15 protein-coding genes are annotated in these 15,789 nt (G+C 70.7%); 1 reads left to right on the top strand and 14 read right to left on the bottom strand.

Features of this window, described 5'->3' with window-relative positions; translation table 11 throughout:
- Nucleotides 1–204 precede the first annotated feature (204 nt).
- From SCNRRL3882_RS32840 to SCNRRL3882_RS32785, 12 genes are all read right to left on the bottom strand, one after another.
- Nucleotides 205–3,051, bottom strand: a complete 2,847-nt coding sequence (locus SCNRRL3882_RS32840; RefSeq protein ID WP_029181547.1) for a DEAD/DEAH box helicase — start codon at nucleotides 3,049–3,051, stop codon at nucleotides 205–207.
- A 56-nt stretch (nucleotides 3,052–3,107) separates the two neighbouring features.
- Nucleotides 3,108–3,998: a diacylglycerol kinase gene (locus tag SCNRRL3882_RS32835; RefSeq protein WP_010045326.1), complete on the bottom strand. Its 891-nt coding sequence runs from the start codon at nucleotides 3,996–3,998 to the stop codon at nucleotides 3,108–3,110.
- Nucleotides 3,999–4,029: 31 nt separating this feature from the next.
- A complete protein-coding gene (gene tatC, locus SCNRRL3882_RS32830; protein ID WP_010045328.1) occupies nucleotides 4,030–4,992 on the bottom strand; it encodes a twin-arginine translocase subunit TatC in 963 nt (320 codons plus the stop codon).
- 47 nt (nucleotides 4,993–5,039) lie between these two features.
- Nucleotides 5,040–5,321: a Sec-independent protein translocase subunit TatA gene (gene tatA, locus SCNRRL3882_RS32825; RefSeq protein WP_010045330.1), complete on the bottom strand. Its 282-nt coding sequence runs from the start codon at nucleotides 5,319–5,321 to the stop codon at nucleotides 5,040–5,042.
- A gap of 259 nt (nucleotides 5,322–5,580) precedes the next feature.
- Nucleotides 5,581–5,775, bottom strand: coding sequence for a hypothetical protein (locus SCNRRL3882_RS32820; protein WP_010045332.1), 195 nt, complete (start codon nucleotides 5,773–5,775; stop codon nucleotides 5,581–5,583).
- A gap of 45 nt (nucleotides 5,776–5,820) precedes the next feature.
- Nucleotides 5,821–6,114, bottom strand: coding sequence for a hypothetical protein (locus SCNRRL3882_RS32815; RefSeq protein ID WP_010045333.1), 294 nt, complete (start codon nucleotides 6,112–6,114; stop codon nucleotides 5,821–5,823).
- A gap of 100 nt (nucleotides 6,115–6,214) precedes the next feature.
- A complete protein-coding gene (locus tag SCNRRL3882_RS32810; protein ID WP_078602935.1) occupies nucleotides 6,215–7,294 on the bottom strand; it encodes a helix-turn-helix transcriptional regulator in 1,080 nt (359 codons plus the stop codon).
- Between the two features lie 18 nt (nucleotides 7,295–7,312).
- Nucleotides 7,313–8,290, bottom strand: coding sequence for a helix-turn-helix transcriptional regulator (locus tag SCNRRL3882_RS32805; RefSeq protein WP_010045335.1), 978 nt, complete (start codon nucleotides 8,288–8,290; stop codon nucleotides 7,313–7,315).
- Between the two features lie 129 nt (nucleotides 8,291–8,419).
- Nucleotides 8,420–8,791 carry an FKBP-type peptidyl-prolyl cis-trans isomerase gene (locus SCNRRL3882_RS32800; protein WP_010045336.1) on the bottom strand — a complete coding sequence of 124 codons (372 nt, stop codon included), beginning with the start codon at nucleotides 8,789–8,791 and terminating at the stop codon, nucleotides 8,420–8,422.
- Between the two features lie 61 nt (nucleotides 8,792–8,852).
- Nucleotides 8,853–9,854, bottom strand: a complete 1,002-nt coding sequence (locus SCNRRL3882_RS32795) for an FKBP-type peptidyl-prolyl cis-trans isomerase (protein ID WP_010045337.1) — start codon at nucleotides 9,852–9,854, stop codon at nucleotides 8,853–8,855.
- 130 nt (nucleotides 9,855–9,984) lie between these two features.
- Entirely contained in the window at nucleotides 9,985–11,346 is a 1,362-nt protein-coding gene (gene pafA, locus SCNRRL3882_RS32790) for a Pup--protein ligase (RefSeq protein WP_010045340.1), read from the bottom strand.
- 9 nt (nucleotides 11,347–11,355) lie between these two features.
- Nucleotides 11,356–12,615, bottom strand: coding sequence for an MFS transporter (locus tag SCNRRL3882_RS32785; protein WP_010045342.1), 1,260 nt, complete (start codon nucleotides 12,613–12,615; stop codon nucleotides 11,356–11,358).
- Between the two features lie 46 nt (nucleotides 12,616–12,661).
- Here SCNRRL3882_RS32785 and SCNRRL3882_RS32780 point away from each other — a divergent pair, with 46 nt between their 5' ends.
- On the top strand, nucleotides 12,662–13,720 hold the full coding sequence (locus tag SCNRRL3882_RS32780; protein ID WP_086012575.1) for a LacI family DNA-binding transcriptional regulator: 1,059 nt from the start codon (nucleotides 12,662–12,664) through the stop codon (nucleotides 13,718–13,720).
- 304 nt (nucleotides 13,721–14,024) lie between these two features.
- On the opposite strand, the gene prcA is transcribed toward SCNRRL3882_RS32780, so the two are convergent.
- Both prcA and prcB read right to left on the bottom strand, forming a co-directional pair.
- Nucleotides 14,025–14,795, bottom strand: a complete 771-nt coding sequence (prcA, locus tag SCNRRL3882_RS32775) for a proteasome subunit alpha (protein WP_010045345.1) — start codon at nucleotides 14,793–14,795, stop codon at nucleotides 14,025–14,027.
- A 69-nt stretch (nucleotides 14,796–14,864) separates the two neighbouring features.
- Entirely contained in the window at nucleotides 14,865–15,710 is an 846-nt protein-coding gene (gene prcB, locus SCNRRL3882_RS32770; RefSeq protein ID WP_010045347.1) for a proteasome subunit beta, read from the bottom strand.
- Between the last annotated feature and the right edge of the window lie 79 nt (nucleotides 15,711–15,789).

Raw genomic sequence — 15,789 nt, 5'->3', positions numbered from 1 at the left:
GCAACTGCCGGAAACCGGTCGCGAAGGGATAGTACGCTCAGTCGTTTACACGCTGCGACACCGTTCGAATACGACGCGTAACGACGAACGGGCATGCGAAAGCCCCTCACCTCAACAGGTGAGGGGCTTCGGCATCAACGCCCTTCTAAGGGGCGCGGGGAACTGCGCGAGCAACCACAACGAACCGGCACCCGCGCAACAAGCTCAGCCCACCGACGAGTAGGCGACCACACCCCGCAGCAGCAGATCGACGGCCTTACGGGCGTTCTTCACCACGGAAGACCCTTGCGGCGCAGCCGCCGCGATCTGCCCCAGCACATCGATGACCTGCTTGCACCACCGCACGAAGTCCCCCGCCGGCATCTCCGCCTCGCGCAGCACCTCGTCGAGCCCCTTCCCCGAGGCCCACATGTACGCGGCCCACGCGAACCCGAGGTCCGGCTCACGCTGCCCGACCCCTTCGGTCTGGCTGATCCGGAACTCCTCCTCCAGCGCGTCCAGCCGCCCCCAGATCCGCACCATCTCGCCCAGCGCGGCCTTGGCCCTGCCCGACGGCAGCTTCGGCGCCAGCGCGTCGTCCCCGACGCGCGCCTCGTACACCAACGCCGAGACACATCCGGCCAGTTCGGCCGGGCCGAGCCCCTCCCAGACACCCTCGCGCAGGCACTCGCTGGCGAGCAGGTCCAGCTCGCCGTACAGCCGCGCGAGCCGCTTGCCGTGCTCGGTGACCTCGTCGCCGCGCAGGTAGTCCATCTCGGTCAGCAGCGCCACGATCCGGTCGAACGTCCGCGCGATGGTGTTCGTTCGGCCCTCGATGCGCCGCTCCAGCTGCGAGGTGTCCCGCAGCAGCCGGTGGTAGCGCTCGGCCCAACGGGCGTGGTCCTCACGGTCGCTGCACCCGTGGCAGGGGTGCGCCCGCAGCGCGGTCCGCAGCCGGGCGATCTCCCGGTCGTCGGCCGCCTGGGAGCGCCGCTTGCGGTGCCGGTCGGCCGGGATGTGCCCGGCCTTGGTGCGCAGCGCGGACGCGAGGTCCCGACGGGACTGCGGGGAACGGGGGTTGAAGGACTTCGGGATCCGCATCCGCTCCAGCGGCTCGACCGGCACCGGGAAGTCGATGGCCGCCAGCCGCTTCACCTGCCGCTCGGCGGTCAGCACCAGCGGGCGCGGCCCGTCGTGGTGCTCGAATCCGCGGTGGCCGTTCGAACGGCCCGCGGGCAGGCCCGGGTCCAGCACCAACGCCAGGCCCGCGTACTTGCCGGTGGGCACGTGGATGACGTCACCGGGCTTCAGCTTCTCCAGCGCCACGGCGGCCTCGGCCCGCCGCTGCGCCGCGCCCTGCCGGGCCAGCTCGTTCTCCCGGTCCTTCAGTTCGCGGCGCAGCCGCGCGTACTCCTCGAAGTCACCGAGGTGGCAGGTCATGGAGGCCTTGTAACCCTCCAGGCCCTCCTCGTTGCGCTGCACCTGCCGGGAGATCCCGACCACCGACTTGTCCGCCTGGAACTGCGCGAAGGACGTCTCCAGCAGCTCCCGCGAGCGGTGCCGGCCGAACTGCTCGACCAGGTTGACCGCCATGTTGTACGACGGCTTGAAGCTGGAGCGCAGCGGATACGTGCGCGTGCCGGCCAGACCCGCCAGGTGCTCGGGGTTCATCCCGCGCTGCCACAGCACCACGGCGTGGCCCTCGACGTCGATGCCGCGCCGCCCGGCCCGCCCCGTCAGCTGTGTGAACTCGCCCGGGGTGATGTCCGCGTGCTGCTCGCCGTTCCACTTGACGAGCTTCTCCAGCACCACCGAACGGGCGGGCATGTTGATGCCGAGGGCGAGGGTCTCGGTCGCGAACACGGCCTTGACCAGGCCGCGTACGAACAGCTCCTCGACGACCTCCTTGAAGGTCGGCAGCATGCCCGCGTGGTGGGCGGCTATGCCGCGCTCCAGGCCTTCCAGCCACTCGTAGTAGCCGAGGACGTGCAGGTCCTCGGCCGGGATGGACGCCGTGCGCTCCTCGACGAGCGCGCGCACCTGCTCGCGCGCCTCCTCGTCGTTCAGCCGGAGGCCCGCGTACAGGCACTGCTGGACGGCGGCCTCGCAGGCGGCGCGGCTGAAGATGAAGGTGATGGCGGGCAACAGCCCCTCGGCGTCGAGCCGTTCGATGACCTCGGGCCGGCTCGGCGTCCACACCCGGGACCGCTGTCTGCGCTCACGCTCGCGGTCGGCCTCGCGCAGCCGGCCGCGCCGGCGGTCCTGGTACGACGGCCGGGTCGCCTCCATGCGTGCCATGCGCGTGAGGTCGGGGTTGACGGCCTTCTTGTGGCCCTCCCCCTCCTCGAACAGGTCGTACATCCGCCGCCCGGCCAGCACGTGCTGGAACAGCGGGACGGGCCGGTGCTCGGAGACGATCACCTCGGTGTCGCCGCGGACCGTGTCGAGCCAGTCGCCGAACTCCTCGGCGTTCGACACGGTCGCCGAGAGGGAGACGAGCGTGACCGACTCGGGGAGGTGGATGATCACCTCTTCCCAGACGGCGCCGCGGAACCGGTCGGAGAGGTAGTGCACCTCGTCCATGACCACGTGGCCGAGGCCCAGGAGCGTCTGCGAACCGGCGTACAGCATGTTCCGCAGCACCTCGGTGGTCATCACGACCACCGAGGCCTCGGAGTTGACGCTGTTGTCGCCGGTGAGCAGGCCCACCTTGTCCGTGCCGTAGCGGCGGCACAGGTCGGCGTACTTCTGGTTCGACAGCGCCTTGATGGGTGTCGTGTAGAAGCACTTCTTGCCCTGCTGGAGAGCGAGGTGGACGGCGAACTCGCCGACGATCGTCTTGCCGGATCCGGTGGGCGCGGCGACCAGGACGCCCTTCCCCGCCTCGAGTGCCTGGCAGGCCTCGATCTGGAAGGGGTCGAGGCCGAAGTCGTACATCTCGCGGAAGGAGGCGAGCGCGGTGGCCTGCTCGGCAGCACGCTTGCGGGCTGCCGCGTACCGCTCGGCCGGTGAGAGATCCTCTGTCATCGTGCTTTCGAGCGTACCGGGCCGCACTGACAACAGGACGATCATTATCCGGATCCGTTCCTGTGAAACCGGGGATCGGCGCAGCTCAGGGGCAGCGGGCCTCAGGGGCCGACGACCCGCACGCCCCCGCGCACGCAGCGCGCGCTCAGCGGCAGCGGGCCCAGCGGTTCCCCGTCCGCGTAACCGGTGATGCCCGCGGCGGCGATCTCGACCCGCGCCGCCCGCACCACGGTCACCTGCGGATGCTCGACGTGCGTCCCCCGGTACACCCGCGGAAACACCCGCAGCAGCGTCGTACGGTCGCAGTCCCCGACCACGGTGATGTCGAACAGTCCGTCGGTCAGGTCGGCGCCGGGGCAGATCCGCATGCCGCCGCCGTACGACGAGCCGTTGCCGACGGCGATGAGGGTCGCCTCGACCTCGCGGATCTCGCCGTCGTCGAGCCGGATCCGGTACGGGACGGGCCGGAACGCCGCGAGTTCGGCGATCATCGCGAGGTCGTACTTGAAGCGGCCGGACGGCCACCTCATGCGGTTGCCCCGGTCGTTGACCCGGGAGTCGAAGCCGGAGGCGAGGACCGTGCCGAACCAGCGGTCCCCCACCTGACCGAGGTCGATGTCGCGGAGCCGGCCGCACTTGAGGGCGTCGGCGATCATGCGCCCCGCGGCGGCCGGCTCGCGCACGGGCAGGCCGAGGGCGCGGGCGAAGTCGTTGCCGGTGCCGACGGCGACCAGGCCGAGCGGGGTGCCCGTGCCGGCGACCGCCCGCAGCGCGAGGTTGGCCATGCCGTCGCCGCCGACGGCTATCAGCGCCCCGGTGCCGCCCTCGACGGCGGCACGCGCGCGTGCGAGCGCGTCCTCGGCGTCCTCGCCGAGCACCGTACGGACCGAGAAACCGGCCGCCCGCAAAGCGGAAGCGGCCGGCTGCGCCGCGCGGGCGCCCCGGCCGCGACCCGCGGTGGGATTGACGAAGAGGGTGATCTCGCTGGTCACGCGACCGACCCTATGAGCTGCCTGCCGATCTTCAGGTCACGTCGTCATAACCGTTGACCCGGTCCGTGCGGTCTCCGCTCGCCTGCTCGGGCAGGGCGGCGCGGCTGGTGGTCACGGGCTCGATCTCGCCGATGTCCTCGGGCGTGAGGTCCAGCTCGGAGGCCTCGTCGTCGGCGGGGCCCAGGGCCTCGCGACGGCTGCGCCGGCGGTCGTTGATCAGGGAGAAGGCGACGGCGGCGAAGTACAGGATCCAGATCGGCGCCGCGAGGGCCAGCATGGTCAGGGGGTCGGTGCTGGGTGTGGCGACGGCCGCGAACACCGTGATGGCCATGATCATGCCGCGCCACCAGCCGAGCATGCGCTTACCGGTGAGCACCCCGGTGAGGTTGAGCATGACCAGCAGCAGGGGCAGCTCGAACGAGAGGCCGAAGACGAGCACCATCCGCATGACCAGGTCGAGCAGGTCGTCCAGCGGAAGGAGGTTGGACGTGCCGCCCGGGGTGAACTCGAGCAGCACCTTCGCCGTGGTGGGAAGGACCGTGTACGCGAAGTAGGCGCCGACGACGAACAGCGGGGCGCCCGTGCCGACGAAGGCGTAGGCGTACTTCTTCTCGTGCCGGTGCAGACCGGGCGCGACGAAGGCCCACAGCTGGTAGAGCCAGATCGGCGAGGCCAGCACGACACCGGCCATCAGGGACACCTTCAGCGCCAGCGTGAAGGGGGTGAGCAGGCCGTTGATGGTGATCTGCGCACACGGCTTCGAGCCGGGCTGCGACTTGGCCAGTTCCGCGAAGGTCTTGTCACAGCCGACCGAGTCGAGGATCGGCTTGGTGATCAAGTTGATGATGTCGTTGTAGAAGAAGGCGGCGAAGACCGTGACGACGACGATCGCCAGCATCGCCTTGGCGAGCCGGTTGCGGAGCTCGCGAAGGTGCTCCGCGAGGGGCATGCGCCCCTCGGGATCCCTCTCCTGCTTGCGGGCAGACTTCAGCAACCCACGTTCCCATCTCGTGCGGCGGGCCGGAGGTCACCGGCCCTGCGTCAGCGCTTGGTCGTGTCCGTCGGCTCGTTGACCGGGCGCGAGCTGGTCACGTCGCCGGGGGCGGCCTGGATGGTGCGCTGCGAGGGCTCGTCGTTGTTGGGCGGGCCGGCCGGGGTCGTGGACGACTTGCCTTCGTCCTTCATGGCCTTGGCCTCGCTCTTGAGGATGCGGGCCGACTTGCCGAGCGACCGAGCCATGTCCGGAAGCTTCTTCGCGCCGAACAGCAGGATGATGACGACGAGGATGAGAATGATCTCGGGGGCTCCGAGCCTTCCGAACATAAGTCTTTACCTTCTCACCGAGGCGGCTGTGGTGGGGTGCTGTCCGACCGGTCGGACATGTGTCCGAACGATCGTGTTGACAGCGATCGTAACGCTCAGGGGTAAACGTGGGGCAATCCCTCTGCATCCCCTGTGCGTACTCCCGTCCGCGGCCAGTGCCTCGTTAACCGGGCCGCGACCAGCAGAGTACCTGTCCGAACCACCGAGGTGACAGGGCGAAGTGTCCCGAAGCCGGACTCACAGCCGCCTGCCGGACAGCTCACAGGGCGTCCACGGACCGGGCCGTGCTCTCCGCCGCCCGTTCGAGGTCCTCCGCGGCCCGGTTGATCCGGCGCGCCGAGTCCGTGACCTGGCTGCCCAGGCGCTGTGCCTCGACGAAGACCCGCACGGCGAGCACCCCGAGCACGGCGAGACCCACGAATCCCATGGCAATCGCGAACATCGGCCAGAACATGACGCCGAGCCTAGACCCTCCTGACGGTCCGGATGCCCCGGCCCACTAGACGGTGGAGTGCAGCCGCAGGGTGCGCACGCCGCCGCCGGTGAGCAGTTCCACGATCCGCTCCCCCGCGGGCTTGCGGACGGAGGCGCCGCACTCCGGGCAGGTGAAGGAGTAGAAAGTCGTACGGCTCGTGGCGCCGATGGCGAGGCGCAGGGCGCCCGCGGTGAGCTCGAAGCGCTCCCGGCAGTCCGGGCAGCCCGCCCGGAACACCACCGGGGTCACGCTTCTCATCCCGGCGAACGCGGACTCCACCGTCATGCCCATCGCACCGGACGTCACCGACTCGCTCACAGCCCTGGCTCCTCTTTCTCGGGTCGTTCGCCTCCGGGGCGCCACGGCCGGTGTCGCGGGACGGCCGGGTCCGGCCGTCGACGCCGGTGGCACCCGCGGCTCACTCGCGTCTGCCGTCCGGCCCGTCCGCGACGGCGTGCACCGCACGCGGCCCATCCGCGTCGGCGGCCTCCGCCCCGCCGACCGCCGCCACGGCCTCGATCCCGTCGTACGCCGCCAGCGCCTCGCGGGCCGCCTGCCGGGCGCTGTCCGCCAGCTCGGGCGGCGACACGATGCGGCCGTCCCGCCCGAGCCGCAGCGCCAGGCGGCGCAGCGACGCCGGGTCGGGGGTCCGCAGAGTGATGCGCAGCCCGCCGTCGGCGAGCTCCTCCGCGCTGTCGTGCGGGTAGTACTCGGCGACCCAGCGACCGCCGGGCCCGACCTCGACCACGACCTCCGGGTCCTCGGCCGCGGGCTGCACCAGCGCCTCGGACAGGTCCCGCAGCTCGATCTCCGGTGGCGCCGACGGCTCGTCCAGGATCTTGATCTCGGCGACCCGGTCGAGCCGGAAGGTGCGGCGCGCCTCCGAGCGGCGGCACCAGGCCTCGACGTAGGTGTGCCCGACGCTGACCAGGCGGATCGGGTCGATCTCCCGCTCGGTGACCTCGTCGCGCGCGGGCGAGTAGTAGCGGATCCACAGCCGGCGGCGCTCGGCGATCGCCCGGTCGACGTCCGCGAAGACCCCGCCCTCGGACTCGAAGGTCACCGACAGCCGCGAGCTGGCGCCCGCCGCCTCGCCGGCCGCGGTCTCCACCTTGGCCGTCGCCCGCAGCAGCGCCTGCCGGTCGCTCTCGCGCAGCCCGGGCAGGGTGGCGACGGCCCGGGCCGCGACGAGCAGGGCGGTGGCCTCGTCGGCGGCGAGCCTGAGCGGCTCGGCCGCCTCCGCCGCGAGGGCGGCCGGGTTGTGCCACCAGATCCGCTCGCCGTCGGTGTCGATGTCGAGCAGGTCGCCGCCGCGGAAGCTGGTGCCGCACATGGGCAGCACGTCGAGGTCGGAGACCAGCTCGTCCTCGGTGATGCCGAAGGCGCGCGCGACGTCCTCGACCCGGGCCCCGGGGCGCTCCCTCAGATACGTCACCAGGGAGAGCATCCGTCTGGTCTGGTCGATGGCGTTCACGGGCCTGACCGGTTTGCCTGCCACTGTCTCGTCCGCTCCCCCTCAGCCCTTGGCCACGGCCCGCAGCCGGTCCACCACGTCGGCCCGCAGCTCCGCGGGCTCCAGGACGACCACGTCCGGCCCGAACTCCACCAGCCAGGCGTCCAGCCCGTGGCCGTACGGAATCTCCAACTCGTCCCAGCCGCCACCGAGTTCCCGAACCGAGGTGGCCTTCGCCCGAAGGGGGTAGCCCGCGGCCGAGCGCAGCCGGATCCGCGCCGAGCGGTCGGTGATCTCCCCCGCCCAGCTCGCGACGGTCTCACGGACGGTGACGACGTCCGGCACCGGAGCGGTGTACCGGCCGCCGCGCGAACGGACCTTGCCGGTGATCCGGGAGAGCCGGAAGACCCGCTCGGCGCCCCGGTCGCGGTCCCAGCCCGCCAGGTACCAGTGGCCCCGCCAGCACTCCAGAGCCCACGGCTCGACATGTCGCTGCTCGGGGTGGGCGGCAGTGGCCTTGCGGTAGTCGAACACGACGGGCCGGCGGTCCCGGCAGGCGAGCATCAGCGGCTCGAACGCCGCCTCGTGCACGGGGATGCGCGGCTCCAGCGCGCCGTGCGCCCCGTACGGGTCGACGTCCTCGGGGAGTCCCGCCGCGCGTAGCTTCTGGAGGGCGCCACTGGCGGCACCGGCGAGCCGGGCCTGCTGCCACACCTTGGCGGCGAGGCCGAGCGCGGCGGCCTCCTCGGCGTCCAGGGTGATGGGCGGGAGGCGGTTGCTGTCCCGGCGGGCCAGATAGCCGATCTCGCCGTCGAGGCTCTCGACGGTCTCGATGACCAGTCCCAGTTCGCGCAGGTCGTCCTTGTCGCGCTCGAACATGCGGTTGAAGGAGTCGTCGTTGCCTCCCGGGCCGTTGCCCGGCCCGAAGGCCTCGACGTAGGCCTCGATGGAGTCGCGCAGCTCACGCTTGCTGAGCGGCCGCCGCGTCCCGAGCAGACACAGCGCCAGATTCATCAGCCGCTCGGCCTTGGCAATGGCCATCGACGCCCTTCGCCTCCCTATGGTGCTTGACGACGACGACCGTACCGCCCCGCGGTGGCCCGGCAAAAGCCGAGGGCCCATGCCCGAACAGGCATGGGCCCCACGTGATCGAGTCTGTTCGGATCCTGCTCAGACCCCGAGCAGGTCGACCACGAAGATCAGCGTCTCGCCGGGCTTGATCAGAGGGGACGGGCTCTGATTGCCGTAGGCGAGGTGGGCGGGGATGGTCAGCTGGCGGCGGCCGCCGACCTTCATGCCCTGCACGCCCTGGTCCCAGCCCTTGATGACCCGGCCGCCACCCAGCGGGAAGCGGAACGGGGTGCCGCGGTTCCAGCTGGCGTCGAACTCCTCGCCGGTGCTGAAGGAGACACCCACGTAGTGCACGGTGACGGTCTGGCCGGCCTGCGCGACCGGGCCGTCACCCTCCCAGATGTCCTTGATCTCGAGGTCCGCCGGGGGCTCGCCGCCCGGGAAGTCGATCTCGGGCTTGTCGATGCTCACGTCTCTGGCTCCTGCTTGTCTGCGAAAAGGCGAACACGCACAGTCTTACATCCCACGCGCCTCACAGCTTCGCGAGGATGTCCACCGAGAAGACCAGCGTGGAGTCCTTCTTGATGCCGCTGCCCTGCGGCGGGTTGTCCCCGTAGCCCAGCTTCGGCGGGATGACGATGAGGACGCGGCTGCCGACCTTCTTGCCGGTCAGGCCCTGCGCCCAGCCCTTGACGACCTGCTGGAGCGAGAACGACACCAGTTGCTTGTTGGCGTACGACGAGTCGAACTCCTTGCCGCCGTCCCACAGCACGCCCTTGTACTGCACGAGGACGCTGTCCCCGGCGGCGACCTTGTCACCGTCGCCCTCCAGCACGTACTCCGCGACGAGCTTCTTCGGGGCCGCCGCCTTGGGCACCTCGATGGAGGGCGCCTTGCCGTCGGTGCCGGTGCCGACCTTGGGCAGGTCCGCGTTGTCCTGCGGGACCTCCTTGCCCTTGGCGGAGCTCTTGGCGTTGAACGTGTCCTGCACGTCGACGACGAAGACCAGGGTGTCGGTGCCCTTGATGCCCGCCTGCGGGTTGCCCTGCGAGCCGTAGCCCCAGGTGGGCGGGACGGCCATCTCGACACGGCTGCCGGCCTTCTTGCCGGCCAGCGCGTACCGCCAGCCGTCGATGATCTGGCCCTGGGCCAGCTGGATGGCCAGGCGGGCCTTGCGGTCGTAGGAGTTGTCGAAGACCTTGGCGGTGTTCCAGACCTGGCCCAGGTAGTGGGCGACGACGAAGTCGTTCTCCGCGATGGTCTTGCCGCTGCCCGCGACCAGCGTCTTCACCGCGAGCTGCTTCGACGGCTCCCCGCTGCCCTTGGCGATCGTCGGCTTCTCGTCGAACTTCGTGCCCGCGGTGACCGCCGGCAGCGGACCGTCGACGATCTTCGGCGGCGGGGCCGCGGACGGAGCCGACGCCGAGGGCGACGGGCTGTCGCTGGCCTTGCTCGAGTCGGACTTGTCGTCGCCGCATGCGGCGAGCGTGGCCAGTCCAGCGGGTACGGAGATGAGAAGTGAGCGTCGGCGCACTGTGGGGGCCTCGTAATCGATCGATCTCGTTGATGGCGTGCGCGCAACTCTACGGCGTGAGCAGGGCGCCGTACTTGTAACGTACGGCGCCCGTGTGGCGTTCCGGCGATTTCCCCGCCGGCGCATTTCCTCACATTCCGGCGATCAGCTTCTCCACCCGGTCGTCCACGGAACGGAACGGGTCCTTGCACAAGACGGTGCGCTGGGCCTGGTCGTTGAGCTTGAGGTGAACCCAGTCGACCGTGAAGTCACGGCGCTGTTCCTGGGCGCGCCGGATGAAGTCGCCGCGCAGCCGGGCCCGAGTGGTCTGCGGCGGAACGGACTTGCCCTCGAAGATCTTCAAGTCGTTGCAGACACGTGCTGCCTGCCCCTTCTTCTCGAGGAGGTAGTACAGGCCACGACGGCGGTGGATGTCGTGGTAGGCGAGGTCTATCTGCGCGACCCGCGGGTGCGACATGGTCATGTTGTTCTTGGCGCGGTACCGCTCGATGAGCTTGTACTTCATGACCCAGTCGATCTCGGTGCCGATGCGGTCGAGGTCCTCGGTCTCGATCGCGTCCAGGGTGCGGCCCCACAGTTCCAGGACCTGCTCCACGGTGCCGGTGCGGATGCCGCGGCGCTCGCAGAAGTCCACGGCCTTCTCGTAGTACTCGCGCTGCACCTCCAGGGCGGAGGCCTCGCGTCCGCTGGCCAGGCGGACCTTGCGGCGGCCGGTGATGTCGTGGCTGACCTCGCGGATCGCCCGGATCGGGTTCTCCAGGGTGAGGTCCCGCATCACCGTGCCCGCCTCGATCATGCGCAGTACCAGGTCGGTGGCGCCGACCTTGAGCAGCATGGTCGTCTCGGACATGTTGGAGTCGCCCACGATGACGTGCAGGCGGCGGTAGCGCTCGGCGTCCGCGTGCGGCTCGTCACGCGTGTTGATGATCGGCCGGGAGCGGGTCGTCGCCGAGGAGACGCCCTCCCAGATGTGCTCGGCCCGCTGGCTGACGCAGTACACGGCCCCGCGCGGCGTCTGCAGCACCTTGCCGGCGCCGCACAGCAACTGCCGCGTGACCAGGAACGGAATCAGAATGTCCGCGAGCCGCGAGAACTCCCCGTGCCGCGCCACGAGATAGTTCTCGTGGCATCCGTAGGAGTTGCCCGCCGAGTCGGTGTTGTTCTTGAAGAGGTAGACGTCGCCCGCGATTCCCTCCTCGTGCAGGCGTCGTTCGGCGTCCACCAGGAGTCCTTCGAGAATGCGCTCGCCCGCTTTGTCGTGGGTGACCAGTTCGATCACGTTGTCACATTCCGGTGTCGCGTATTCCGGATGTGAGCCCACGTCGAGATAGAGGCGGGCGCCGTTTCGCAGAAAGACATTGCTGCTGCGGCCCCATGACACGACACGGCGGAAGAGGTACCGCGCCACCTCGTCAGGAGACAGGCGGCGCTGTCCCCTGAACGTGCACGTGACGCCGTACTCGTTCTCCAGCCCGAAAATGCGGCGGTCCATGAGGGAACATTACGCCCGATCCCCTGAACTGAAACGGGGTTCGACGGCACGGTTTGGATCATTTTCCGAACCGGCGGCAACCACCGCTCCCCCACCGGGAGCTGCGAGTACCCGCCCCGTGGCGGTCAAAACCAGCAGGGAAACGCCACCCGCGGCACCCGGCAAGGCGAAGCCCCACAGGGCCCCGCCCGCCTCTACGACGGGTCCCGCGACGCCCGTTCCGACCGAGTGGCCCACGGTGAACGTCGTCACCAGCCAGGAGAACGCCTCGGTGACCGTGCCGCGCGGCGCGTGCCGGTCGACCAGGACGAACGCGCAGGCGATGGCCGGCGCGAGGAAGACCCCGGCGAGCGCGGTCAGCGCCACCATGGCCACCGCGTCCGGCATGAGCATCAGCGGCAGGTAACACACCACCAGAAGGGCCACCAGCACCCGCAGTCGCCGCGCGGGCTCACCGGCCCACTGCCGGGCCCCGTAGACGGCGCCGCCGACCAGCGCCCCGAACCCCAGGGCCGCCATCAGCCAGCCGTATACGACGTCACCGCCGTGCTCGTCCGCGTAGGGCACGGAGGCGACCGTGATGGACCCGAGCGCCATCCCGATGAACAGGAACGCCGCCAGCAGCGCCAGCAGCCCCGGCGAACGCAGCGCGCCCAGCCAGTGCGCCTCACGCGGCGCCGACCGCCAGGCACGCGAGGGCGGCGACACCACCACGGACAGCGCACCCAGCACCCCGACGCCGTTCAGCACGAGCAGCGCGGCCTGGGCGGACCACAGGGACACGCACAGCGTCACGAGCAGCGGCCCGACGGTGAACATCACCTCCTGGGCCACGGCGTCCATGGCGTACGCGGTGTGCACGTGCTCCTCCTTGCGGAGGACGGACGACCACAGGGCCCGCAGCCCGCCCTCGAGGGGCGGCGTGAAGAGCCCGGCACCGGCCACGGCGGCGTACGCGAGGGGCAGCGATCCGATCCCGCCGAGGGCGAAGACGGCCATGGAGAACGCGGAGAGGACGGCCGCCGGCAGCTGCACGCGCGGCTGCCCGCGCAGGTCCACGAGCCGGCCCAGCACCGGCTGCCCGACGGCGTTGGCCACGCCGTACACGCCCGCCAGCGCTCCCGCGAGGCTGTACGAGCCGCCTTCGGCCCGTACGAACAGCAGGATCGCGATGGCCGCCGTGGCGTTGGGCAGCCGGCCCACGAGCGTGCCGACGAGCAGCCGGGCGGCGTGTCGCGCCCGAAGGATCTCCAAGTACCCCGTGGCCATGTCCCCGCCCTAGGTTTTACGTATAACTTCGACTCCCATACGTACCATGGCCGCTGTTCACGAGTCCAGACGAAGGAGCGGGCCGACGGTGGCACGAGGCAGCACCCGACCCACGAGCCGGGACGTCGCCCAGGCCGCCGGCGTGTCCCAGGCGGCGGTCTCCCTGGTCCTCGGGGACAAGTGGCGCGGGCGTGTCTCGGAGACGACGGCGCAGCGGGTCCGCGAGGCCGCGCGCGATCTGGGCTACCGCCCGAACCTGGCCGCCCGCAATCTGCGCCTGGGCCGTACCCGCACGGTCCTCCTGGTGGTCCCGGCCCTGACCACGGAGTTCTTCGCCGGTGTCTACACGGGCGCCACCCGCGTCGCCGCCGAGCACGGCTTCGGCGTGGTCCTGTACCCCTCCCCCGAGGGCATCGGCCCCGCCCGGGACCCCTTCGCCTCGGCGCAGGCCGCGCTCGACGGCGTCATCGCGTCCTCCATGGCCGCGGACGCGCTGACCGCGATCCGCGGGGAGGCGCTGCCGCTGGTGATGCTGGACAGTGACCCGGCGGGCAGCCTGGGGGCGGCGACGGTGAACCTGGACATCGCCGACGGTGTCCGCCAGGTCGCGGAACACCTGCTGTCCCTGGGCCACCGCCGGTTCCTCCACCTGGCGGCGGACGTGCCGTCCTGGACCTTCGAGGTCCGTGCCCGGGAGCTGGCGGCTCGCCTGGCCGGGGTGCCCGGTACGTCCGTCCGTACGGCCCGCTCGCCGATCTCCATCGAGGGCGCGGTGGCCGCCGCAGAAACCGCCCTCTCGGGGCCCGGGCCCCGTCCCACGGCCGTGGTCTGCGACGACGACCAGCTGGCCGCCGGCACGTACAAGGCAGCTCGGCGACTGGGCCTGCGCGTCCCGGACGACCTGTCGGTCACCGGCCTGGACGATCTGGCCCTGGCCACGGCGATCGACCCCGAGCTGACGACGGTCCGCCTGGACGCCGAGTTGTTCGGTGAACGGGGTATGCGAGCGCTGCTGGCCGTCCTGGAGGGCCGTGAGCCCGAGGGCGGGGACATCCCGGTGAGTCTGGTGGTACGGGGCTCCACGGCACCGCCGGGACGGCCCTAGCGGCCGTTTGTGCCGGGGCCGGGTGGGTCCGCAACCCGGCGGAGCGGGGTGCCGCTGCGCCCACCCGTGCCGCCCCCAGCGGCACGATTGCCCGCAGCTAGGCGGCCCGCAGCGGTTGGCGCGTCACCGGACAGTCAGTCGGCGTCCAACCCCACCGCGCCGTTCCGAGGACGGACACCCCCCGACGCGGCCCCGACCCACCGCACCCCGGTAGGCGCCAGCGGCGCGCCCCCACCCCACGCGCACAGGCCGCGCGCCCAGACCGCAGAACGGCCTGGGCGCGCGGCAGGGGACGACTACTCGACTACTCCCCGTCCCCGGACGCCTCCGCCTCGGCCTCCGCGTCCGCCTCGGCCTCCGACGCCGTGGTCGCTCCGTCGGCCTCCAGCAGCCGGCCCAGCTGGCGCCCGCTGATCCGCTTGAACTTCCGCTTCTGCGGCCGCGTACGGTCCAGCACCGCCACTTCCAGCCGCTCCGCGGGGATCTCCCGCTCGCTGCCGTTGGTGTCGCGGGACAGCGCCTGCACCGCCAGCTTCAGCGCCTCGGCCAGCGTCATACCGTCCCGGTGACGCTGGTCCAGATAGCTGCTGATCTGCTCCGCGTTGCCCCCCACCGCGACCGAGCCGTGCTCGTCCACGATGGAACCGTCGTGCGGCAGCCGGTAGATCTGGTCGCCCTCGGGGGTCTCCCCGACCTCCGCGACGACCAGCTCCACCTCGTACGGCTTCTCGGCCGCGCTGGAGAAGATCGTGCCCAGCGTCTGGGCATACACGTTCGCCAGGCCCCGGGCCGTCACATCGTCCCGGTCGTAGGTGTAACCCCGCAGGTCGGCGTAGCGCACACCGCCGATCCGCAGGTTCTCGTACTCGTTGTACTTGCCGGCGGCCGCGAAGCCGATCCGGTCGTAGATCTCGCTGAACTTGTGCAGCGTGCGGGACGGGTTCTCGCCGACGAACACGATGCCGTCGGCGTACTGCAGCACGACCAGGCTGCGGCCACGGGCGATGCCCTTGCGGGCGAGCTCCGCCCGGTCGGCCATCGCCTGCTGGGGGGAGACATAGAACGGCGTCGTCACCGGTTATCCGTCCCTCTCTTGAAGATTCCGTCGGTTCACTGGACCACCCTCATGAAGACAGCCCGCTGCTCACAGCAGCGCGGCCCGCGGACCGTCGGGCTGCTCCAGACGCCGCTCCAGAATCGAGCGCGCGATCTCGGACGACTCGTTCTCGGAGAGCCGGCGGAAGCCGTCCTCGGTGATCACGGTGACGATGGGATAGATCCGGCGGGCGACATCGGGACCGCCGGTCGCCGAGTCGTCGTCTGCCGCGTCGTAGAGCGCCTGGACCACGAGCGTCGTGGCCTCGTCCTCGCTCAGGTCCTCCCGGAAGAGCTTCTTCATCGCGCCGCGGGCGAAGATCGAACCGGAACCCGTGGCCGCGTAGCCCTGCTCCTCTGAGCGCCCGCCCGTGACGTCGTAGGAGAAGATCCGCCCCTTCTCCCGGTCCACGTCGTACCCGGCGAACAGCGGGACGACGGCCAGCCCCTGCATGGCCATGCCGAGGTTCGAGCGGATCATCGTCGACAGCCGGTTCGCCTTGCCCTCCAGCGACAGCTGCGCGCCCTCGACCTTCTCGAAGTGCTCCAGCTCCAGCTGGAACAGCTTCACCATCTCCACGGCCAGACCCGCCGTGCCGGCGATGCCCACGGCCGAGTACTCGTCGGCGGGGAACACCTTCTCGATGTCCCGCTGCGCGATGACGTTGCCCATGGTGGCCCGTCGGTCACCGGCGAGGACGACGCCGCCGGGGAACGTCACGGCCACGATCGTCGTGCCGTGCGGCGCCTCGATCGCGCCCTGCACCGGCGGCAACTTCTTGTTGCCCGGCAGCAGTTCGGGCTGGTGATCGGAGAGAAAATCCATGAAGGAGGAAGACCCTGGCGTCAGGAAGGCAGCTGGTAGACGCCCGGTGCTACGAGTGTTGGCTTCCACGCGATTCCTTCCACGTATGCGACAGCCCGCCCTGTGACGTCGGGCCGATCCTTGGAACAACCCCGGTCCGGTTGCGACC

It is taken from the genome of Streptomyces chartreusis NRRL 3882 (genome assembly GCF_900236475.1).
Classification (GTDB): Bacteria; Actinomycetota; Actinomycetes; order Streptomycetales; family Streptomycetaceae; genus Streptomyces; species Streptomyces chartreusis_D.
The sequence above is the reverse complement of the archived record's forward strand: the minus strand, read 5'-3'. Positions and strand labels throughout refer to the sequence as shown.

Coding starts and splice junctions, on each gene's coding strand:
- tatA (WP_010045330.1), bottom strand. CDS start 5,321: ATGTTCGGAAGGCTCGGAGCCCCCGAGATCATTCTCATCCTCGTCGTC.
- SCNRRL3882_RS32805 (WP_010045335.1), bottom strand. CDS start 8,290: ATGGCCATTGCCAAGGCCGAGCGGCTGATGAATCTGGCGCTGTGTCTG.
- SCNRRL3882_RS32780 (WP_086012575.1), top strand. CDS start 12,662: ATGGCCGCTGTTCACGAGTCCAGACGAAGGAGCGGGCCGACGGTGGCA.
- pafA (WP_010045340.1), bottom strand. CDS start 11,346: ATGGACCGCCGCATTTTCGGGCTGGAGAACGAGTACGGCGTCACGTGC.
- SCNRRL3882_RS32840 (WP_029181547.1), bottom strand. CDS start 3,051: ATGATCGTCCTGTTGTCAGTGCGGCCCGGTACGCTCGAAAGCACGATG.
- SCNRRL3882_RS32820 (WP_010045332.1), bottom strand. CDS start 5,775: ATGTTCTGGCCGATGTTCGCGATTGCCATGGGATTCGTGGGTCTCGCC.
- SCNRRL3882_RS32785 (WP_010045342.1), bottom strand. CDS start 12,615: ATGGCCACGGGGTACTTGGAGATCCTTCGGGCGCGACACGCCGCCCGG.